The 23,249-nt window shown below is 43.4% G+C and carries 12 protein-coding genes; 4 read left to right on the top strand and 8 right to left on the bottom strand.

Annotated elements, in window-relative coordinates; translation table 11 throughout:
• Nucleotides 1-669 precede the first annotated feature (669 nt).
• Together KTR07_RS25670 and KTR07_RS25665 are read left to right on the top strand one after the other, a co-directional pair.
• Nucleotides 670-1,677, top strand: a complete 1,008-nt coding sequence (locus tag KTR07_RS25670; RefSeq protein ID WP_103877594.1) for a virulence RhuM family protein — start codon at nt 670-672, stop codon at nt 1,675-1,677.
• Nucleotides 1,678-1,695: 18 nt separating this feature from the next.
• On the top strand, nt 1,696-2,334 hold the full coding sequence (locus tag KTR07_RS25665) for an HU family DNA-binding protein (protein WP_016269087.1): 639 nt from the start codon (nt 1,696-1,698) through the stop codon (nt 2,332-2,334).
• Here the strand turns inward: KTR07_RS25665 and KTR07_RS25660 are convergent.
• The 7 genes from KTR07_RS25660 to KTR07_RS25630 form a co-directional block, all read right to left on the bottom strand.
• On the bottom strand, nt 2,298-3,089 hold the full coding sequence (locus KTR07_RS25660; RefSeq protein ID WP_103877593.1) for a virulence RhuM family protein: 792 nt from the start codon (nt 3,087-3,089) through the stop codon (nt 2,298-2,300). The genes KTR07_RS25665 and KTR07_RS25660 overlap by 37 nt on opposite strands.
• A gap of 143 nt (nt 3,090-3,232) precedes the next feature.
• Entirely contained in the window at nt 3,233-4,819 is a 1,587-nt protein-coding gene (locus KTR07_RS25655) for a glycoside hydrolase family 30 protein (RefSeq protein ID WP_103877592.1), read from the bottom strand.
• A gap of 251 nt (nt 4,820-5,070) precedes the next feature.
• Entirely contained in the window at nt 5,071-5,958 is an 888-nt protein-coding gene (locus KTR07_RS25650; RefSeq protein ID WP_008761742.1) for a BT_3044 domain-containing protein, read from the bottom strand.
• 48 nt (nt 5,959-6,006) lie between these two features.
• Nucleotides 6,007-7,989 (bottom strand): RagB/SusD family nutrient uptake outer membrane protein, encoded by a 1,983-nt coding sequence (locus KTR07_RS25645; protein ID WP_217315534.1) that lies wholly within the window; start codon nt 7,987-7,989, stop codon nt 6,007-6,009.
• A 39-nt stretch (nt 7,990-8,028) separates the two neighbouring features.
• Entirely contained in the window at nt 8,029-11,124 is a 3,096-nt protein-coding gene (locus KTR07_RS25640) for a TonB-dependent receptor (RefSeq protein WP_062694147.1), read from the bottom strand.
• A 22-nt stretch (nt 11,125-11,146) separates the two neighbouring features.
• Nucleotides 11,147-12,448 (bottom strand): IPT/TIG domain-containing protein, encoded by a 1,302-nt coding sequence (locus KTR07_RS25635; protein ID WP_062694145.1) that lies wholly within the window; start codon nt 12,446-12,448, stop codon nt 11,147-11,149.
• Between the two features lie 353 nt (nt 12,449-12,801).
• Nucleotides 12,802-15,492, bottom strand: coding sequence for a hypothetical protein (locus tag KTR07_RS25630; RefSeq protein WP_117981455.1), 2,691 nt, complete (start codon nt 15,490-15,492; stop codon nt 12,802-12,804).
• Nucleotides 15,493-15,676: 184 nt separating this feature from the next.
• Here KTR07_RS25630 and KTR07_RS25625 point away from each other — a divergent pair, with 184 nt between their 5' ends.
• Nucleotides 15,677-19,807 carry a hybrid sensor histidine kinase/response regulator transcription factor gene (locus KTR07_RS25625; protein WP_113748025.1) on the top strand — a complete coding sequence of 1,377 codons (4,131 nt, stop codon included), beginning with the start codon at nt 15,677-15,679 and terminating at the stop codon, nt 19,805-19,807.
• Here KTR07_RS25625 and KTR07_RS25620 read toward each other — a convergent pair.
• Complete coding sequence (locus KTR07_RS25620) at nt 19,776-20,741, bottom strand: glycoside hydrolase family 18 protein (protein ID WP_008767322.1); 966 nt, start codon at nt 20,739-20,741, stop codon at nt 19,776-19,778. The genes KTR07_RS25625 and KTR07_RS25620 overlap by 32 nt on opposite strands.
• Nucleotides 20,742-21,065: 324 nt before the next feature.
• On the opposite strand from KTR07_RS25620, the gene KTR07_RS25615 reads away from it, so the two are divergent.
• The gene (locus tag KTR07_RS25615) at nt 21,066-22,622 is read left to right on the top strand and encodes a sulfatase (protein WP_113748024.1); all 1,557 of its coding nucleotides are present in this window, start codon (nt 21,066-21,068) and stop codon (nt 22,620-22,622) included.
• The last annotated feature ends 627 nt before the right edge of the window (nt 22,623-23,249 follow it).

Raw genomic sequence — 23,249 nt, 5'->3', positions numbered from 1 at the left:
ATTTACAAGATATTATGATGTGAAATTTTGAGATATAACTAAATTTACCAGATTTCTCATCACAGATAATAAAAACGTTATCTCCAAATCAATAAAACATATCTTCATTCAGAAGATACGCCACAAATATAGGCATATTTTCCTAATAAGAATACCATTAAGGAAGTAAAATGAGTAAATAGAAGGGAGATGAACAAAATCGTCTACAGCCAACGGACTATGTTCCTTCATCGCACGAGATACAAGAATGATTTCCCCTTCTTATTGCCTCTGCACAAAGAACAAGCTGCACGAATACCCAAAAGAAGCAGGGATACTTTGTTTATCTCCCTATTATAGTTTATCTTTGCTACTGATATAGCTAGTTGTTCACGACCGTGATCAGCTCTTACCACGGCCGTAATCAACGCTCTTCACGGCCGTGAGCAACATTTACCACGGCCGTGAACAACTAATGATGCAAGCACCTTCATCCAACAATGCAGGCATCATAAACCAAAGATAAAGGCAGGATAACTTATGTATGAACGCTTGACAGCAAGCAGGCAATCACTATATAACCCGAGTTCTGTCCAAGTCCGGAAACTAATGATTAGTTTTGCGGATCAAAGGTAGCTATATCTTTATAACAAACAAGAAACGACGAATATGTTATAACGATGTAAAGCAATGGACGAAATAGAGAAAAACAACGGTGAGATCATCATATACCGGACAGAAGACGGAAGGACACAACTTGAAGTCCGTTTGGAGGATGAGAACGTTTGGCTGTCACAACAACAAATAGCCAATCTGTTTGGTGTACAAAGACCGGCTATCACAAAGCATTTGAGAAATATCTTTGAAAGTGGAGAATTAGAAGAAAATTCAGTTAGTTCCATTTTGGAACATACTGCGAGCGATGGAAAAAATTATAAGACACAGTTTTATAATTTAGATGCCATCATATCAGTCGGATATAGAGTCAACTCCCTACAAGCCACCCACTTCCGCCGCTGGGCCACCGAACGTCTGAAAGAATATCTGATCAAAGGTTTCGCCATGGACGACAAACGTCTGAAAGAAATGGGCGGCGGCGGTTACTGGTACGAACTACTCAACCGTATACGCGACATCCGTTCATCTGAAAAAGTACTCTACCGTCAGGTTCTTGACTTGTATGCCACCAGTGTAGACTATGACCCAAAGGCAGACGAATCCATCCGGTTTTTCAAAATCGTGCAGAATAAGTTACACTATGCCGCCCACGGCCACACAGCAGCAGAAGTGATCTTCGAACGAGCCGATGCAGAAAAGCCATTTATGGGACTGACCACATTTCCCGGCGAACAACCCCGGAAAGAAGATGTACTGATAGCTAAAAACTATCTCAATGAAAAGGAACTGAAGATACTGAACAACCTGGTTTCCGGATACTTCGACTTCGCAGAAATACAAGCCATCAAACGTTCGCCCATGTATATGTCGGACTATATACATCACCTGGACCTCATCTTATCGACCACCGGAGAGCAAGTTTTGCAGAACGCAGGCACGATCTCTCACGAACAAGCCAAACAAAAAGCGCTGGGCGAATACCAAAAATATCATGTCAAAACCCTGTCGCCTGTAGAAGAAGCATATTTTGACAGTATCAAGAAACTGACAGCCGAAACAAAGAAGAAGAAAAAGAAATAAAATACAATAAACAGTATCATGGCAATACAATTTGAACTCTACAAGTCTCCCAACCCCAAGGACGAAGAAGACAAGGAACTCTACCACGCACGGGTAGTCAACTTTCAGCATATCGACACCGACTATCTCGCCAAAGAAATACAACAAGCGACTTCGCTGACCGAAGGGGATGTAAAAGCCGTCCTCGAATCGCTGAGCCACTTTATGGGATCACGCCTCCGGGAAGGGGAACGTGTTCACCTCGACGGCATCGGCTACTTTCAAGTAAAGCTGAACAGTCTGGAACCGATCACCTCGCCCAAGCTGAAAGCAAACCAAATGAAACTCAAAGCAAACATCGGCTTCAAGGCGGATAAAAAACTGAGAAGTTCGGTAAGCGTCGTCAAGGTGGAACGCAGTAAACTGAAGTTACACTCAGTGCCACGCTCCAACGAAGAGATAGACAGACTGCTGACCGCGTATTTCAGTAATAACCAAATACTGACCCGCTCGGACTTTCAAGGACTTTGCAAACTTACGCTTACCACTGCCGCCCGACATATCAAACGACTGAAAGAAGAAAAGAAGTTGCAGAATATCAATACTCGTCAGAGTCCGGTTTATATTCCGATGCCGGGGTATTATGGTAAGCCGGAAGTAGAAGACAACGTAAAATAAGGGAAAGACAGAAAGAATATGGCTTCAATAAGGGTGAGAGATGCTGCACCAGAACAAGAAAAGCAATGAGTATTGATAGAACTTTTGAACGATTGGTCTTTTTCATTTCCAAACAAGTCACTGCTTCCAAACTTTTCCTGCAATAAATGAATAGCGCCCATCGCTTCTTCGTAGGTGGCACGAAACTCCCGGCTGGGAGTAGTGGAGACTACTTCCAGTTGCTGGAAATCGTATTTATCAAGTGTGTCCAGACCATAAGTGTAGTCAGTAATGACACGCAACAGTCCGTTAGCCTCATCCAATGTTAGTTGCTTGTGCTCGATGACGTTGGAAAGGAGGTGAACAGTATTCTTCAAGTCTTCCAATTGCTCTATCTTTACTTGCTGATTGACGGCATAGCCTTTGATCAGGTATTCTTTCAAAACTTTGTTTGCCCAGACGCGGAATTGGGTACCGCGTTGCGACTTTACACGATAGCCGACGGAGATAATCACATCCAAATTATAAACAGCCGTCTCATATTGTTGGTCACTATAACTACCCATATGTGCAAATTTTGCACATGTGATATCACGTTCAAGTTCACCTTCCCTATAGACATTATTAATATGCCTGCCTATAACAGTACGATCCTTCTGAAACAATTCTGCCATTTGAGCCTGAGTCAGCCACACTGTTTCATCCTCCAACTTCACATCAATTGAAGTCTTCCCATCTTTTGTCTGATAAATGACAATATTTCCTCTATCGTTCATAAAATGCCTCCTTTTTTATGCATTGCGCCCGTCCATTGCCTTGGTTAGCAATGGACGGGCGTACAAATGTAATACTTTAAAAAAGAAAAAGGCGACATACCGGCCTTTTATTCGACCGGACAAACCCATAATTGACTCTTATATTAAAGCGATTGATTCAATAAAGTTATAATCGAACGTGCCGGAATCCGAACTGTTCTTCCACTCTTCACTTTCTCAACGGGTAGCAGATCTTCTCCTTCTACATCCGAAGTGCGATACACCTGCCATCGAGTTTTCTTGCCATTTATCTTATTGATTGAAAACTCTTTGTCTTCCTGCGCATAGTTAATGAGAACAACAGCGTATGAGCCGTCCGCATTTTTATAAGCAGAGCACATCAGTCCTTTTTGGTCCGTATCGCCTCCGGGGATTAAATTCCCCGCTTGATCGAAAGCAGAAATCGACAGGCGGACAGCTCCCGGACGGATGAAACGACTATAATTACCCAAAGCCCACATGAGTTTGGAGTCTTCTACCCGACCATCCTTCAAGTCATCATTCGTGTATTCCCGAATCAGCCCGTCTTTATAATCACCGCCGACGGCACGCCACCACTGCCAGCTCTTCGCTCCCGCATACACGATGTCATGATGGATGATACGGGCAACGTAAAGTGCCGTCTTCATCGTACGGTCGAAGCCGTGACCGCCACCTATCTCTTCGTCATTCCCCATGATACAGGTTTCTGACTGCCAGAAGCCGACGTTGTATTTATCCAGAGCTTCACGCAGTTGGCAGCGCATGGCACGCAGTTCACTCAGAGGAGTCGTTGTCCAGTAACTATGACCAAGCATCAGTCGGGGCACATTGGGCGTATCACCTAAATACGTATCCACACTGTCCGGGCAGAAGAAAGCCTGAATCTGATAGCCACGCTGCCAGTCCGTCTGATGGGTACGGAGCATACAGCGATAGTCCGAAGACTCGTTCACCATAATCTGCGTATCCATTTTCCGGTTCACAAACTCCCGGCTCAGCAAACGGACGGTCCGGGCTACTTCCCGATTGGTTGCCGGAGAGCCTTCCTGCTTCGGTCCTACCCAGTTCCAATGCCCGTCCGGTTCGTTGAAAGGACAGATATAGTTGAACTTTATTCCGTCGTGCTTCTCTATTCCTTCTACTACATCGGCCAGGAAACGGGCATATTTCTCGTAACATTCCGGCTTCAGATTGGCGGTTCCTCCACGACCGGTATTGGTAGCCAGACCGTTCTGAGTATAATATACGGGAGGGGAATTCAGAAATGCGAGGAATTTAGTGACGCCCCGTTCTTTTGCCAGTTTCAAAAAGTTGCGTTGCCCCTGTTGCTTGTTCCAGTCGTAGGTTCCGTCGGCATTCATAAAGCATTCGGTACGCATCCACGAAGAACCGATCTGACTGGCTTCTCTTTGCTCGGTACTACCTGCACCAACGTTGAAACGCCAAAGAGACAAGCCGATTCCTTTCGGTTTTCCATTCGCATCGTTCTCTGTGCTGAACAGCCAGTCGGCTATCTGGTTTTGTTTCTCCTGCGCCCACAAGCCAAGGATATGCATACTCCAGGCATCGGAAGCGCCGAAGTGTTCCATTGTCTGCAGAGGTTTGTCCACTTCAATCTGATAACGTAGGTCGGGGGCGGGCTGGGAACATCCGCCTACCATACCTATATATAAAAAAGCTAAGGCGACTGACAGTAATTTATAGTTCATCGTGAAATTTGTTTTTTATAATTTTTAAAGTGATAGTACAAAAATACGTGATTACGGCTAACTTTGGGGAATACAAAACGACCAAAAACTACCACAAATCTTGCAATGTCACAAATTATAAGGCTGAATAAAAACAAACTGGCAGGTTTAAGAATTCCTTGAACCTGCCAGTTATTATTTCATCGACTTAAAGCAACACCTTTTTCTACCTTGCTGATAACCTAATTCAGTTACTAGATTTATAAGCTCATTTAGTTGCTACCTGCATCTTCATCCTGATAGGTAAACGTACCCACCATCTGATAAGTCTTGCCATCCGCAGTATACTTATAATCTACATTAAAGACTTTCGAGTTCTGATTATAAGTACATGTACCATCAATCAAGTCAAAGTCCTCCCATGCCGAGATACTGACATTGTTACCAGCATCAACTTTCAGTACAACAGCATGTTTCTTGATATTGGCAGTTGTTTCCGCCTGTTGCTCGTTATAGAAACGTACTGCATTTTCTTCTGTAGCTTTCAATGTTCTGACTATAGTAATAGAAGTGGATGCAACTATTTCATCATTACTATCCAGTTCGTGCCGAAGAGCCTTGAAGATGTAATTACCTGAGTATTTATTTACCAGATTGAAGGATACAATAAGTGCCGAGTCCTTCTGGTTGATCTCATAACCGGCAGAAGAAGAAGCAATCTTGAAAGTTATCGCATAAAGCGAATCGCACTCCAGACCTTCTGTTTTAACTTTAAAGGGAACTCTCGCATAAGTTTCGCCGGCTTTCAATGTAGTAGTATAGGAAGGTACCTCAAAAGCACTGGCAGCAAGTCCCTGATATTTGATATCGGTGGCAAGGAACTTGAACTTTTTATTATACCAGTCAATTACACTGTTATGGCTTTCCAGAGTCACATCCACATTCCCGTCAATCAAAAGAGAGCCACTTACACCCACTGTAATGAATCCTTCCTGCACTTCACTGCTATAAGCAAGCTCTTTAGTCACAAGATTGCTGGAAGCGCCGATCAGATAGAGCGTCTTCTTATATTGCTCCTTATCAAGCGGGCTTTCATAATCACAGCTACTTAAAACGACCAATAACAAAAGTATCGGATATAGTATTTTATTGATATTCATAACAAACGTTTTTTACTTAATTATTAATTCTGTACTTCGTGTGCAAAATTACCATCCCGGATTCTGAACCAGTTTCGGGTTCTTATCCATCGTTGTACGAGGGATAGGCAGGAAGTAATCTTTATAAGAGAATACACGATGCGAACGAGTATTATTGATCACTGTTTCCGTATGGAATGCTTTACGGTCTGTGCTACGTGCAGCAATGTTCATACCTGTTACAGGCTCATTGTATGCATCGATCGCATCTCCCCATCTACGCAAATCGTGATAACGTCTGCCTTCACAGAAAAACTCCACACGTCTTTCACGCTTAATCAAATCCCGCATCGTAGTCACATCCCTTGCATCATCCGCTGTAATCCCCGGCAAACCGGCTCTATAGCGAACCATATTAAAGTATTTCACCATCTCGTCCACATCACGGCTCACTGTAATCCCATTCTCTTCATCGGTATATGTATTACTTCCCAACTCATTCAATGCTTCCACATAGTTGAGCAGCACCTCTGCATAACGCATGATCGGGAAAGTTTTCGACTTCATCATACCTTTCAGCTGATCCTCTACATAATGAATGTACTTCTTGCAGGTAAAACCAGTGTGGTTATAATCTTCAGGATGATCGGACGACGGTGCAGCAGTACCATTAGCATAGTAAGTAACTGTCTGCTTAGTTTGATTACCTTCGGTTCCGATGTAAGAAAGTCCGCTCCAGTAGCAATGGTTAAAACCTACGCTGGCATAGAAACGCATTTCCATCTTATCAAACATCTTAGCAGCATCGGATGGAAGTGTATAGTCAGAGAAAGACTGTGAACTACCACCAATGGCTTCCCAGTAATTTGTGGGATAAAGTGGTGAGTTATTGATGTCGCTACCGTCTTCCATACGGAAAGCTTTCACAGTCGCATAAGTAATATTCAACCCATTACTACCACCCAGGCTCGTAGGAGTAGCAATCCATGCCGGAGAGTCGCCAGCTGTACTAGAGTAGCCGCACATATAAATAAACTCGTCATTATTATAAGCCGGAGTTTCACCATTGAACATAAAAGCATAAGAACGAAGCGCATCTATACCTCCCGCTCCATTAGGATAGTTTTCGTCAGGCACATTCTCCGGTAGCGGTTTTGTGTCTAGTTTTCTCTCAACAGTGTGCAACTTATATTTAAAGCTACCAGCTTCCGAGCCCTTAATCAAACGTTTGGCAAGAAGAGCGGCTGTTCCCCATTTGGATTCGTCTTTGACCTGAGGCATAAAGTTGGTGCCGTCCGAACGCTTCCAGTCAGCATAAAACTCATTTCCGTTGTACCAAGGACTTGCTTCGATCAGTCTTACTCTTCCCATCAATGCCAATGCCGCTCCCGAGGTAGGCAGATTGACTAGGGTAGACGTACGGCTGGAAGGAAGATATTCGTATGCTTTCTCAAAATTCTCGCAGATATAGTTAATACAATTCTCGTATGTCTCTCTTTCCAATGACATGCTTTCCGCACTGGCATCCACATCATAAGCCGTTTCAGGCACAATGGGCACAGGTCCGTAAGCCTCTACCAGTTTATAATAGAAATAAGCTCTCAAGAAATAACAACGTCCCATAAAGTCACGCAAATCGCTCGTAGTAATATCCTCACATTCATTGATTCTTTCCAAGACGAGGTTGGCTTTACGAATACCTTTATACCAAGTACCATAGTTATTATAGAAATCACTCTGTGGAGTCACTTCGTCCACCATCAGCTGGATAGCTTTATGACGGGAGTCATTCCATGATGTAAAGTTCTCGTCCGAAGCTCCCTGATAAGGCGACCAAGCATTGGTCCACAAGTCTCCTTCATTAGGTAATAACTTTCCGGCACCATTGATATATTCTTCCAGATATTCCTTACGTTTAAATACAGAGTCTAGCTCAAAAATCTCATCGAAGTATGAGTCTACATCCAGGTAGTCGTCACAGGAGGTAAACATACTTCCTGTGCAACACATCAGTGCCATAGCGGCTATGCAATATATTTTTCTGAAATTCATAATTATACGATTTATGATAATGTTACAATTGAAACGGGATTAAAACGTCACATTAAGCTGAAGGGTGAATTTCCGTTGCAGAGGATACACGGCACCGTTTGACGATGCCTGCTCCGGGTCCCAAAGTTTCACCTTATCCCACACATGCAGGTTTTCGCCTACAAGGCTCAAGGTAGCGTTCTGTACACTAATCTTATCTCGCAACCATGCGCTGGTGAATCTATAAGACAACTCGATATTTTTCAATCTGAAATAGCGGCCATCTGCCAACCAAAAGGTAGATGCGCGGTTATTGTTCTTATTCTCACCATAAGTCAGACGCGGGAAACGCGCGTTCGGATTTTCCGTACTAGCGTCACCGGAATATTCTCTCGGTGTCCAGCGATTCTTTTGATCAGCTACAATGTTAAGTACATTGCCTCGCGTTTCCCAAGCAAACGGATAGTATCCTGACCCCCCATAGAAATATTGCACTTTACCTACACCTTCAAAGAAAATGCTGGCAGTAAACTGTTTGTATCTGAATTCAGCAGCAAAACCATACTGAAGAGTCGGAGTATTCGAATAGGATAACGGTACAATATCATCATCATTGATAACACCATCACCATTGACATCTTTATACTTAATGTCACCTGGACGCACATCAGAAGAATAGGTTTGAACAGGACTACTTTCAATATCTGCCTGATCTTTGAACAAACCTAAAGATATCAAACCGCGTTGCACTCCATAAGGAACGTCTACAAAAGACTGATAAGGATATACCACGCCTGATTGCTCCCAATAGGTTACGTTATTGCGGGCGAATGTCCAGTTGCCACGAACTGTCATTCCAAAATCTTTGGTGAAATTATGGTTGAACGTTATGTTTCCATCAAATCCCCATGATTCCATTCCACCGATGTTGGTATACGGATTGGTTACAAAACCAGCTTCTTCAGGAATGTTGGCACGTTGCTGGAAGATACCTTTGTTTTTATCCTTAAAGATGTCGGCAGTCAGTTCCACTTTGTCATTAAACATTTTCAGGTCTACACCAATATCCATTTTAGTTGTCTCTTCCCAGTTCAAGTCATTGGCACCTACGCGGCTCTCGCCAACAGTGCTACCAGGCCATGTTACTGAGCTATAATCGGTAGACACAGTAGAAAGATACGGGAAGCGGATTTTCTTGATACGGTCATTACCTACTTTACCCAAAGAAGCTCTGAGTTTGAAGAAATCGAGGAACGGAAGCTTTTCACGCGTCCATTCATACTGAGTAGGCACCCATCCCAAAGCTACTGCCGGGAACCACCCGTAGCGGTTGCCTTTCTTGAATTGCTCGGAACCGGTATATCCTACATTGAATTCAAACATATAAGTATCCTTATAAGAATAAGTAGCACGAGCAGAAATAGCCTGATAACGTTTAGGAATGGAACGAATTCTTTCATCCAATGTGGTGTCGTCATCATCATTATTCAGATAAGAGTCTTTATTTTCCTGACGGTAGGCATTAAGTAATCCGGTCACACGATGGTCTTCGCCAAAGATTCTTTCGTAATTGATATTTCCTTCAAAATAATACTGACGGGCAATGCGGCGATAATCGCTGTAAGTCATATCAGTAGCACTCGATGTACGTTTAGAGATCAATGCTCCATTCTGCTTTCTTCCTGTGGCATAATATAAGTCCGGAGTCTTGGTACGATACTGGTCAAAGTAGCCGGTATAGTTAAATGAGAATACGCCTCTTGCAGACAGTCCTTTTGTGATGAAATCCAACTTCTGATTCAGACTGGCATTCATACGGGTGGCCTGTGTTTCACTGATCTTATACCCTGTATAGTTCAACTGTACATAAGGAGAAACCTCATCCGAGTTTCTACCAAATGATGGAAGAGTACCATTGGAGTATTTCACCGGAACGATTGTTGCCGGAAGATTAGCTTGCGCCGACCATAATGCATTGTTATTATCACCATATCCCGGAGAATTACGTTTAGTGATAATCGTTTCCATATTCAAAGAGAGTAGAGTTGTTTTAGTCATATTGGCGTCTACGTTCGCTCTGAAATTATATTGATGGTAATCCACATTAGTATTATGTTTACTTACCGACTTATCTTGTTTGAAAACAGCTCCCTGGTTCATGATACCCATACTTACATAATAACGTGCATTGGTACCACCACCAGAAAGACTCAGGTGATGTTGATTGTCAATCACATAGTCATTCAGAATCACATCTCTCCAATTCACATTCGGATAAAGATCCGGATCGAGACCGGAACGGAACAGTTGGATTTCAGAATTAGTATAAATCGGATTCTTACCTCTGACAACACGTGCTTCATTAGCAAGGTTTGCATAGCCCACTGCATCTACATACTCCGGCATGCGGGGAGAATAGGAATATGTGGCATTTGTCTTGAAGTTAACAGTTAACTTACCGGCTTTACCTCTCTTGGTAGTTACAATTACTACGCCATTGGCACCACGCACACCATATACGGCAGTTGCCGAAGCATCTTTCAAAACTGAGAAACTTTCAATATCTGCAGGGTCGAGTGTATTCAAGTCACCTTCTACACCATCAATCAAGATCAGTGCCGAAGCATTTGCCCCAAACGTACTGATACCGCGTACCCAAAATTCAGAGAAGTTATTGCCCGGCTCACCACTACGAGTCACACCAATGATGCCCGGCACACGACCTTGAAGCATATTGGATACAGAAGTGGCGGGAACCTGCAACTGTGCCGGATCAACAGAAGTAATAGCTCCCACAACAGAAACTTTACGCTGTGAACCACGACCTACTACCACTACTTCATCCAAACTACTGATACTTTGTTTCAAGACAATAGTCTCACGCTCTTTAGATTCGGTTACTTTCACTTCTTTATTCTCAAAACCTACATAGGAAAACACAACGGTAGATTTAGGAGGAATATTGTTTAAGCGGAACTTTCCGTCCAAGTCGGTGATTACTCCAATAGATGTCCCTTTCACAGCAACACTCACGCCTATGAGTTCCAATCCGTCTTCACCGATGACAGTACCGGAATATGTCAACCCTCCCTGAGCGTATGCCATAGAAGAAAAGAGACTGCATACTATAAATAAGATGCTTATTATTTTTTTCATGATTAAATTCTGATTAATGTGTTTATTCTATTGAATACTTTCTTAATGCCGGCTCGTAGCGCATAGCAATCCAGTAACCACCATTCCCGTCATAGCTAATATCTTGAGGTCCATTAAATAAAGCAATATCAGGTGAACCATCATCGGTTCCATGTACAGTGGATGTACCCAATACAGTAGTTACATATCTTTTCTCCATATTCTCATCATAAGCGATTTTACGTATTACGTGACTATTATCCCCCTGACAAACGAAAATATTACCATCTTCATCTATTGTAAGACCACGTAAATACTGGAATTTTGCTTCATCAGCCAAAAAACCGTCTGTAGTTCCTGTATTATTCTGGTTAATCTGCTCGTAAGCATGTGTACCATCTTCTTTTACCCAAACTTTCAGAATCTTATTTTTATCAGTAGTTACATAGAAACAATCTTCAAAAGCACTATAAGCGATGTAAGCGAAAGGACCGCCACTAAAATCATTATGTTCAAACAAAATCTCATTATTAGTTGGATTATCGACTTCAATACGTCCTAAACGACCTCTTGCTGTAACATAATACAACCATTTATTGTCGCCATCCAAAGCGACAGCCCAAAGGTCAGTACCTGAACTGATATCACAAAGCCGAGAAGGAACCCATGCCTGCGATTTCTTATAGACATAAACGGTATTAGCACCATTAATGGTAGCACCATAAGCCAATGTTTTATCATTAGATATCGCCACTTTCCCAACGACAGGTCCATTCTGTATAGTAATCACAGCATCTTCGTCTATGGAGACATAACGTACACTATTATTTTCCCATGCCTGACCTACAATACCTGACTGCTCATCAATGCAAGCAACACCAAACATCTGCCCAAAAGTTGCCTCAGCCAGACTTCCATCTTTACCGGCACCATCAGCTCGTACAAAATCACCGGCAATAGTAGATACATTCTCAGACACAGAATATTTAAAAGTCTCATCAGCCACCACAGTCTGATCATTCACCTTAACCGTAATCTTATTGAAACCTTCTGCCTGACGTGGCGCCATACAATAAATCGTAGTATTATCTACTCCCACTACGGCAGCCTTGTTCTCCTTTTCCATATTATCTGTGAATAATACGGTTACCACAGATTTGTCATTTCCAAAGTTATTACCTATAATAATCACTTTCTCTGCTACCCGACCGGTATCCGGCGTAAAATAGTCAATAGTGACAGGTTTGTTCGGGTCATAGGAATCCGTACCTGATTCCTTGTTGTCATTACAGCACATCAGCACCAACGACAAAAACCCTAATAAGGGAAGAAATAGTCTTTTCATAACGTTTTTCTTTTTACATATTAAATATTGGTTCACTAAAAATTCTTTATTGGCATATCAGCGTTATAAACGCAGGAAGATAAAACAGCACATATAATCAGGAAAAAGACATCGATTGACGAATGACTTTAGTTTTTTAAAGATTATATTAGTTTTCATTTTCATAATATTAGTTTATTTCGTTGTTATCTACAGCAAAGATACGAATGAGTGTAGATTTTACATTATAAAAATCATTCAAAAAACGTAGAGAATCATTCATAAACGATTTACACACGTTGGCTGCAAGAAACACAACTCCTTTCTTCCTCTTTAGCAGGACTTTATATGAATATGAATAATATAGATCGAGTTTAATAATCTATAGAGTAGATATTCAATGATGACGGACTACCTTTATACAATGTCTCTACATTTATTATTAACGGCGCCGAATTATCGGAATTATAGCATCGAATGACTGCTTCACCCTTTTCATTCGTTTTCACATTCGGATTCCAGTATAGTGTGCGGCGAGAATCTTCCGTATAGAGAGGAGCGCCATCAGGATAAGCTGGTGAATAAAATTCCAAGGGCTCATTATATCCTTGTATATAGGTATGACGAATCCCCCGCCGGGCTTTATAAGTTTTGTTCGGGTCCCAGTCATCAATCGTAGTGATGGAGCAAACTACTACTGACGATTTCTGCAACGGACCTTTCTTCATAGTCTTTCTATCTTTCTCACCCCAAAGTGCATCTGGTCCGGAATCCGCACCTATAGCATCCTGCAAAGACAAATCACTCAAATCTCCATCCTGCCAGCGACCACTCCAAAAATTATTTGCTGTAAATTTCGTCACTCTATTACTCTGCTTGTTCATCACAAAAACAGATTCCCCCCCTGCCTGATCATAATAAAGCATGATAGATTTAATAGCATCCACATCTTTGTCCAACACATAATCCGTTTTACCATAAGATAAAACCCCGCCGTTGACTATAAATAAAACTCTTGAGTTATTATAGTGCAGGCTCAGCGAATCACTCAATCTGAAATTAGGATTTAATTCCTTCAACAGCATAGGCAGATTGTACACCGCTTCTCCTTTATCACGCATTTTATCTACCACCTGCGTTATATTATAATAACCCAGAATCTCTTTTTCAAAGCGTTCAGTTTGCTTCAATAACAAGTTCAGACGCTTGGCGTTCACCACCACTTCATCCAGCAAATGATGATCCGGTCCGAATACAGAATCTTTATAAGCAATATCCAAGGTGTCCAACAACTGTTTCAAATCACCCGCCTCTTTCCATTCCGGATTCAGCTCATAATAATCAAGCTTCCGTAAGGAAGGCTCAAAAAAATTACGGAACAACTTCACGACTGCCTGCTTGTTCCACTTCTTTCCCTCGTTCCGTGTCTGTATGAGAGCATCCATAGAACCGCTAAAACCATCTACCGGCGCACTAAAATACCCCAATGAATCCGTTTTTGTCATACCTGCAATAGAGACCGAATCCCTGCGCGCAAGAATACTCACCCCGACATTCCGTAACGCCTTACCGAAATAAGATTCGACCTGTCCATACAGGGTCAGCGAGGTCTCCGGAAGATACCGAGGCAAGAAAGGACGTTTACCTATCAGTCGGGAAAGGTCATACTTCCGCCAGCCACGTACCAACAGAAGGACATCCAACATTTTGAAACGTTCGGCAGACTGGTTCTCAAAATAAAAACCGGGTTGATGAATATAGCCTTTCAGATCGGAGACAAGCAACAAATCCGTATAAATGGAATGATCGTATTCCCGAAAATCAGACTCTACACCGTTGCGGATAGATACAGAAAGATTGGCCTGTACCGGACGATTCAGATGATCTCTCACTTTAATCCGGCAAGTCACCGGCTCAAAAGGACGATACAGGGCGTGATCCGTTTTACAGGCAAGGAGCATGGAAGAACGCGGCATCACATAACAAAAACGCTCGCATAACGTTTCCCCTTTCAGATTGACCAGAGATATCTGTTGCACTCCGGGCGGTAGTTCTTTAGTCGAAATCCGGAATTGGCAGTTCAATTCATCTTCAAAGTCCAGTGTCATACATTTGTAAGGTCGCCCCTGAGAAGATACAAAAACAGCCAGTGTGTCTTTCATTGCCTGTGAACTGCGGGCTACAGTGATATCCAACATTTCCCGCCGGTTATCGATTCGGAGTACATATCCTTGTGGAAGAGCTTCCGGAAGGTCAAACTGATAAGTGGAGCCTTCATAATCAATTTTTGCCACACCCGCCTTTTCTTCGGGCTTATACTCAAAGTAACCCATCCCGTCATGCAATGAACGGATATGCGCCAGTTCTTCACCACTCGGCAAAACCACTGTTCCCTCTACATCAGCAGCTCCTTTGTCACGGCTGGTGGCTTCAAAAGCTACAATCGAAGATATGCCTTTAACCAGTTGTCCACCCTCCGGAAAAAAGCGGACTGTAAACTTCTTCTCTTTATCCTTCGGCCTCTGTTTCATCGAAGCGTCCATACGATAGGTAGCTATACTCCGAGGAGTCTCTTCATCGCTCAGCCGTTTCCGATAGACGGGTAATACACGGGAAAAACAGGAAGGGTTATCAAAAGCAAGCATCCACTTTGTATAGGCACGCATTTCATAATAACCGGTAAAGAAGGTATTGTTCAAAATGATTTGTCCCGTTCCCTCCCCATCCGTAAGCTGAATAATTTGCCGCTCTACGACATTTCCCAACTGGTCCAGTAATTCTACATACAAAGGTTTGCTGATCGTCGTCGGTAAGTTTTGTTCAGCCGTCACTACATACGCTTTGAACCAAATCGTATCACCAAGGTAATAACTTGCATTATCCAAATGAAGACTCACTTTCTCGCGAGGGTACGCATCTGCGAAGTTCTGCGCATAACGGAAATATCGGGAAAAGATTGTATCGGATGACTGCGCATAAACGTTCGCTGTACACAAGATGAACAGAGTGGTAATAAAAAATGCCTTCCAGCTTTTATCATGTTCGTGTAAAGAATCAGATTCCATTTTCTGCAAGTATTAGATTCGGTTATTTGATTGATTGCAAAATTACAGTTGTTTTATTTTATTCGCTGTAAAAATCATGCAGAAAGGGTAGAAAATCATGCAATGAATCATTTGTCTATACTAAATACAAGATTTATTTGTACTTTTGAGAGTGAATATCAAGGAATACATAATATCTGAAACGATGAAAACATACATTGCGGCTTTCTTCCTCCTGCTATCCGCCACATTTGTGGCAGCCCACCCTTACCTCATCCAAAGATTGGGAATAGAACAAGGCTTATCCAACAATTATGTATTGAGTATCACGCAGGACAAGCAGGGATTTCTGTGGTTCGCCACCGAAGAAGGGCTGAATAAGTTTGACGGAACCCGCTTTATCACCTACTATAAAGAGGAGCAATCTTCTTCTGTTCAAAGCATTACCGGCAACGAACTCAATGAAGTGTACGCCGATCCCGTGCAGCCTGTTATCTGGATAGCCACCCAGCGGGCAGGACTCAACGCTTATAATTACGAGACACAAAGTTTCAGCGTCTACCAATATAATCCGGAAGACCCGCAAAGTCTGATAACGAACGATGTCACTCACATTACCTCATCCGTACAAGCCGGCAAAGGGTTATGGGTATGTACTTATTACAGAGGTATAGAGTATCTGGACATCGCTACCGGGAAATTCACTCATTATAACAAAAGCACAGTACCCGCCCTTCCCTCTGAGCAGACCTGGACAGCCACGGAGGCTGAGGATGGCAAACTATACATCGGACACGTAGAAGGCGGGTTGAGCATCCTCTCCCTGAATGACAAATCCGTGAAGCACTTCGTCCATGATCCTCAAAACCCGAACAGCCTTCCGGGGAACGATGTGCGTTGTATCTATAAAGATACCAACGGAAATATATGGATCGGAACCAGCAAAGGACTAGCCCTGTTCAATGCCAATACAGAAACATTTACCAACTTTCATAACAACCCGGGGAATATTCACGGAGCATTGTCAAGCTATATCTTCTCCATCAAACAACTCAAAGACAACAAACTCTGGATTGCAACAGAACTGAACGGAATCATGATACTGGACTTACAGCAAAATCAGTTTCTGCTGCCCGAACAAATACGCTTTGAGTTTATCCGCGAAGGGGACAATAACTACAGTTTGTCCAACGCCAGCGCACGGTATATCTTTCAAGACTCTTTTAATAATATCTGGATAGGGACTTGGGGAGGAGGAATCAATTTTATCAGCAATGCTCCTCCCGCATTCCATACATGGAGCTATTCACCCACCCAAATGAATGAAAGTTCGCTGAGCAACAAAGTCGTTAGCAGCGTCTGCGATGACGGACAAGGAAAATTGTGGATAGGAACTGACGGAGGAGGTATTAACGTATTCGAAAACGGAAAACGGGTGGCCATTTACAATAAAGAAAACAGAGAACTCCTGTCCAACTCAGTGCTTTGTTCGCTGAAAGACTCGGAAGGCAACCTATGGTTCGGCACCTATCTGGGCAACATCAGCTATTACAATACAAGACTGAAGAAGTTTCAGATCATCGAACTGGAAAAGAATCAGCTTCTCGACGTACGCGTCTTCTATGAAGACAAGAATAAAAAGATATGGATAGGAACTCACGCAGGGGTGTTCGTTGTAGACCTTGCCAGCAAGAAGGTGATTCATCATTATGACACCTCCAACAGCCAGTTGCTGGAAAACTTTGTACGCAGCATTGCCCAAGACAGTGAAGGACGTTTCTGGATAGGAACTTTCGGAGGAGGAGTCGGGATATATACGCCGGATATGCAACTGGTCAGGAAGTTCAACCAATACGAAGGTTTTTGTTCCAATACGATTAATCAGATATACCGGAGCAGCAAAGGTCAGATGTGGCTTGCCACCGGTGAGGGGCTGGTATGTTTTCCTTCGGCCCGCAATTTTGACTATCAGGTTTTTCAAAGAAAAGAAGGACTGCCCAATACACATATAAGAGCTATCAGTGAAGATAAGAACGGCAACATCTGGGCAAGTACCAATACCGGCATCAGTTGCTATATCACCTCTAAAAAATGTTTCTATACCTACGATCACTCCAACAACATCCCACAAGGAAGTTTCATCAGCGGATGCGTTACCAAAGATCATAACGGGCTCATCTATTTCGGCTCTATCAACGGATTGTGTTTCTTCAACCCCGATATTGCCATAAACAGTCCGCAGATTCCTCCTGTGGTTATCACTAAAGTGAGAATTCCCGGACGACTCACAAGTCGGGAGAAGAACGAAACCGCTATTCCCATTTCCGAAGGAGAGATAGAATTGACTCATGAACAAAATAGTTTTAATCTTACTTTCAACGTACAGGACTATTCACTGGCCAACCAAGTGGAATATGCCTATATGCTGAAAGGACTTGAAAACTCATGGTATACGATCAACGAGCAAAACAGCGTCACCTTCCGCAATATTCCTCCCGGCAAGTATGAGTTTCTGGTAAAAGCCCGCCTGCACAATCAGGACTGGTCGGAGGACACGACATCTCTCAGGATACATATTAACCCTCCTCTCTGGCTGACATGGTGGGCAAAACTTATTTATATTCTGATCACTATCAGCATTATTTATACTATTATCCATGCCTATAAGAAGAAAATAGACCTCGAAAGCCTCTATACGCTGGAAAAGAAAAACCACGAACAAGAACAAGAATTGAATCAGGAACGCTTGCGATTCTATACTAACATCACTCATGAGCTGCGCACACCACTGACCCTGATCCTCGGTCCGCTGGAAGATATGCAGAAAGACACGTCACTGCCGACCAGACAGGTGCAGAAACTTTCTGTCATCCACCTGAGTGCCCTCCGGCTGCTCAACCTGATCAATCAGATTCTTGAGTTCCGGAAAACGGAAACGCAGAACAAAAAGCTATGTGTTTGTAAAGGCAACATTGCGCCCCTGATTCATGAAATCGGACTCAAATACAAAGAACTCAACCAAAAGAAAGCGATTGACTTTCAGATTCAAATAGAAAAAGAAGAAATGCCTCTGTTCTTTGACAAAGAAATCATCACCATTATCCTCGATAATCTGATTTCCAATGCCATCAAATATACGGAACAGGGAAAAATAACCTTGAGCTTGTATCCCACCACACGAAACGGGGTCACTTATACGGAGATTAAAGTCAGTGATACGGGATACGGAATCTCTGCGGAAGCCTTGCCTCATGTTTTCGACCGTTACTATCAGGAAAGCGGCAAGCATCAGGCATCCGGCACAGGTATCGGACTGGCTTTAGTCCGAAATCTTGTAGAACTGCACGAAGGCGAAATCCGGGTGGAAAGCATACAGAACGAAGGAAGTACTTTCTATATCAGTTTATTAACAGATAATATCTACCCCAACGCTTTGCATGGAGACTCTACGAAGCAAACAGAGGAGGAAATGATATCAGAAGCTGTTCCGGAAGATTCTCAAAATACGGAACCGGAAACGAGCAAGCCTATCCTGCTGATTGTAGAAGACAATGAAGATATACAGAAATACATCGCCGAATCTTTCTCCGAATCTTTCGAAGTAATCACAGGCAGCAACGGTGAGGAAGGGAAACAGCAGGCTCTCAACCGTATTCCCGATATTATAGTAAGCGATATCATGATGCCGGTAATGGATGGCATCACGCTATGCCGTCAACTAAAAGAGGATGTGCGTACCAGCCACATCCCTGTCATCCTGTTAACGGCCAAAGATTCATTGCAGGATAAAGAAGAAGGATACGAAGTGGGAGCGGATTCTTATCTGACCAAGCCTTTCAGTGCTTCACTGCTGCGAAGCCGCATCAACAATCTGCTTGATTCGAGAAAGAAACTGATTGCTCAATTCCAGCAGACCGGAACGAGTCATAACCCCAATTCTCATTTGGATGAAAAGCGTTCCATAATCACCGAAGCGCTCAGCAAACTGGATAACGAATTCATTGAGAAAATCACGCAATTGGTTGAGGACAACCTTTCTTCGGAGAAGATCGACATCACTTATCTGTCCGACAAGATGTGCATGAGCGGTTCTACGCTCTACCGGAAAATGAAAGCACTGACCGGACTTTCTACGAACGAGTACATCCGGAAAGTAAAAATGCAGAATGCGGAACGGTTACTCCTCGAAGGAAAATATAATATCTCGGAAATAGCCTATAAAATAGGAATGAACAGTACAGGCTACTTCCGTCAATGTTTTAAGGATGAGTTTGGTGTCTCTCCTTCAGATTATCTGAAGCAGTTCACCTCCCCAACTCCTCCACCATCGTCTTAAACAACGATCTGCTGTCATTCAGCGGCATATCCGTAGCCAAGTCCCAGCTCATCATTCCTTTGAGCTGCTGGTCCATCGCATAACGTGTCTTGGCACGGATATTATTTTGCCCGTCAAAGACATACACGTCTCCTTTATAGGTTACTTCGTTTTGTGCCGGCCCCGTAATCAGCCCGTCCTGCACAAAACTGAAGTAAGCCTCAGTCTTCTTTGAGCCATCTTTTGTCACGCCATAGAAAGGAACGCCTGCCACCAGCTTTTCCTTTGGAATGCCATAAGCCAACGCCATCTGTATATCCGAACAGTATTTCTCCATCGGGAAGCGAACCGGCGAAGGACCGTAACACTGATAAGAAATGAAATCGACCGCAGCAATCGCCTCTTTACTAATCTTATAACACACAGGATGCAGGGATACGCTGAACACATATTTATCTCCCAATACCTCTCTCATCTTCAGAATAGCCAGACTGTAATCTTCATACTCTTTTTCAGTCTCCGCCCATTCAAAATCCAGATCGATGCCATCGAGCTTATTCTTTTCCAGTATCTTCTTTATGTTTTTGGCAAATGCAACACGGGCCGCCTCATCTGCAACCATCGCTTTCCACTCGCCACTGGCAGCGCCCAGACGAAGTTTTGTCTTTGTTCCTTTCACATCCGCACGGACAGACTTTATCAATTCCTCCCAACTAGTCACTCCTTTCCCATTCTCAAAGATACGGGGATTCTCAAACGAAAGCGACCCGTCTTTATTGGGACGGACGTTCAGAAAAATCAGATCATCACTCGCCCTTAAACTCTCGGCAGAAATACGTCCGCGATTGTAGAAATTACCCCGTACATACGAACTAATGAAGCAGTTTTGTTGCGCATACAACGATAATCCGACAAACAAGAGAAGGAAAAATACAATTTTTCTTGGTAGTAGCATAATAATTGATAATTAATGGGTTTTGATCGCAAAAGTAGGTACAGGCAAAGAAAACAAATGTTCAAAAATCACTATAATACTTCCAAAAATCAACATAAAGTTTCTTATTGAGAGATGTAAAACAAAAACATCCTTTTAAAAAGGGAATTAAGTGTTTTACCGGAATCAATTACATTAAATCGCAAAAGTTTTCCGGATTATAATACAAAGTGAATAACAATCACTATCTTTAGGCATAAAATCAGTTCATATGATCATTTATCTACATGAAAGCAACCGTCTAACTTAGACTGACTTTTGAAGAAATGCAACATCTATACGTATATGAATAAACTCGTACTTACCGGTCTGCTGGCAGCCGGAACCATGACGCACCTGCAAGGCGCTCAACCTGCCGGACAACGCCCCAACATCCTTTTTATCCTGAGTGACGACCACACCTCCCAAGCCTGGGGCATCTATGGCGGAGTACTGGCAGAATATGCCCACAACGCCAACATCCGCCGGCTGGCAAAAGAAGGGGTAGTGCTCGACAACTGTTTCTGCACCAACTCTATCTCAGCACCCAGCCGTGCCAGTATCCTCACCGGTCTATACAGTCACCGGAACAGACTGTACACCCTTGCGGACTCACTGGACACCTCCATCCCCACCCTTGCCACCCTGCTACAAGCCAACGGATACCACACCGGACTCGTCGGCAAATGGCATATCCAGTCGCAACCGCAAGGATTCGACTACTACTCCATCTTCTACGATCAAGGCGAATACCGTGACCCGACTTTCATAGAGAGCACCGACCCGTGGCCCGGCAACCACCAGTTCGGCGAACGGGTGCTCGGCTTCTCCACCGACCTCGTCACCGAGAAAGCCATCCGATGGATGAAAGAGCAGGACGGCAATCAACCCTTCCTGATGTGCTGCCATTTCAAAGCAACGCACGAACCCTACGACTACCCGATACGCATGGAGCATCTCTACGACGGTGTCACCTTCCCCGAACCCGAAAACCTGCTGGACTGGGGACCGGAAACCAACGGCCGTTCTTTCAAAGGACAGACACTGGAAGAACTGGAACGCCGCTGGCGCATCGCATCACAGGATCCCGACAAGTGGTGGTGCCGCTACCCCGGACTGCCGTTCAGCACCGAAGGGATGCAACGGACAGCCGCCAGACGTGCTTCCTACCAAAAGTTTATCCGTGACTACCTCCGTTGTGGCGCTACCGTCGACGACAACATCGGCAAACTCCTGAAAGCTCTGGACGAAATGAATATCGCCGACAATACCATCGTCATCTACGTCTCCGACCAAGGCTATTTCCTAGGCGAACACGGCTTCTTCGACAAACGGATGTTTTATGAAGAATCGGCTCGTATGCCTTTCGTTATCCGTTATCCGAATAAGGTCCCCGCAGGAAAACGTCTGGATGATCTGATACTGAATGTCGATTTCGCACCGACGCTGGCAGAATTTGCCGGAGTAAAGATGGAGAATGTGCAAGGAGACAGCTTCGTCAGCAACCTGGAAGGCAACACGCCGACCGACTGGCGAAAAGAAATCTACTATCGCTACTGGACCAATCACGCTATTCGTCCCGCACACTTCGCCATCCGGTCAGACCGTTACAAGCTGATCTTCTATTATGCCCGAAATCTGGACATGACTGATACGGAGAACTTCGACTTTACTCCGTCATGGGACTTCTATGACTTGCAGAACGATCCGCACGAGAATCATAATGCATACAACGATCCGAAATATGCACCTGTCATCAAACAGATGAAGAAGGACTTATTGAGACTTCGCAAAGAAACCGGAGATACGGACGGGAAATATCCGGAAATGCAGGAACTGCTTGAAAAATACTATAATAAGTAAGTGACTGGTACGGAAACTGAACTGTCGCATTTATAACTTGAACTTAGGCAGCTGCTACAAGTGAAAAAGATAGCAGTTTTGCCCTAACGCTCTCATTATTCGCGTGTATCCCTTTATTCATCGGCATTTCAAGCATTACAGCAAGTATGGTGGCAGAGTGAGAGCAAAGGTTTGCTCTCACTCTGCCACCACGGCATATAGGTCGTTTATCCTACATTATACTTTGATTTACTGGGTATTAACATCTGACGCGTCAGCTATTAACGATTGTCATGTCAGCTATTAATAATTGAGAAATCAGGTATTAACAGCTGAGAAGTCATCCATTATTGACTGAAAAATGAAATAATACCTTTCGAACGGACAGGTCAATCAGAGCAACTTATGCGGTCAAGTGAGTTGAATCGAGCTGTCATATGAACGAAATCGACAGTTGTTCCAAGAAGTTTCATTACTTGAAACAGTTTGTTTCATGCCTTGAAACACTTGGTTTCAACAGGTGGAACTAATGATGAAACTACTTGTTCTGAATATATCATGTAAAGGGATGAAGAAAATGCTGCAGATGGCAGTGTACTTCCCTAATAATGGTTGACTTGTTTATCTCTAATAGCTGCTATGTGTTGA

The organism is Bacteroides sp. MSK.20.82, from assembly GCF_019052485.1.
In the GTDB taxonomy this organism is placed as follows: Bacteria; Bacteroidota; Bacteroidia; order Bacteroidales; family Bacteroidaceae; genus Bacteroides; species Bacteroides thetaiotaomicron.
The sequence above is the reverse complement of the archived record's forward strand: the minus strand, read 5'-3'. Positions and strand labels throughout refer to the sequence as shown.

Coding starts and splice junctions, on each gene's coding strand:
- KTR07_RS25640 (WP_062694147.1), bottom strand. CDS start 11,124: ATGAAAAAAATAATAAGCATCTTATTTATAGTATGCAGTCTCTTTTCT.
- KTR07_RS25635 (WP_062694145.1), bottom strand. CDS start 12,448: ATGAAAAGACTATTTCTTCCCTTATTAGGGTTTTTGTCGTTGGTGCTG.
- KTR07_RS25615 (WP_113748024.1), top strand. CDS start 21,066: ATGAATAAACTCGTACTTACCGGTCTGCTGGCAGCCGGAACCATGACG.
- KTR07_RS25655 (WP_103877592.1), bottom strand. CDS start 4,819: ATGAACTATAAATTACTGTCAGTCGCCTTAGCTTTTTTATATATAGGT.
- KTR07_RS25620 (WP_008767322.1), bottom strand. CDS start 20,741: ATGCTACTACCAAGAAAAATTGTATTTTTCCTTCTCTTGTTTGTCGGA.
- KTR07_RS25660 (WP_103877593.1), bottom strand. CDS start 3,089: ATGAACGATAGAGGAAATATTGTCATTTATCAGACAAAAGATGGGAAG.
- KTR07_RS25625 (WP_113748025.1), top strand. CDS start 15,677: ATGAAAACATACATTGCGGCTTTCTTCCTCCTGCTATCCGCCACATTT.
- KTR07_RS25650 (WP_008761742.1), bottom strand. CDS start 5,958: ATGAATATCAATAAAATACTATATCCGATACTTTTGTTATTGGTCGTT.
- KTR07_RS25670 (WP_103877594.1), top strand. CDS start 670: ATGGACGAAATAGAGAAAAACAACGGTGAGATCATCATATACCGGACA.
- KTR07_RS25645 (WP_217315534.1), bottom strand. CDS start 7,989: ATGAATTTCAGAAAAATATATTGCATAGCCGCTATGGCACTGATGTGT.
- KTR07_RS25665 (WP_016269087.1), top strand. CDS start 1,696: ATGGCAATACAATTTGAACTCTACAAGTCTCCCAACCCCAAGGACGAA.
- KTR07_RS25630 (WP_117981455.1), bottom strand. CDS start 15,492: ATGGAATCTGATTCTTTACACGAACATGATAAAAGCTGGAAGGCATTT.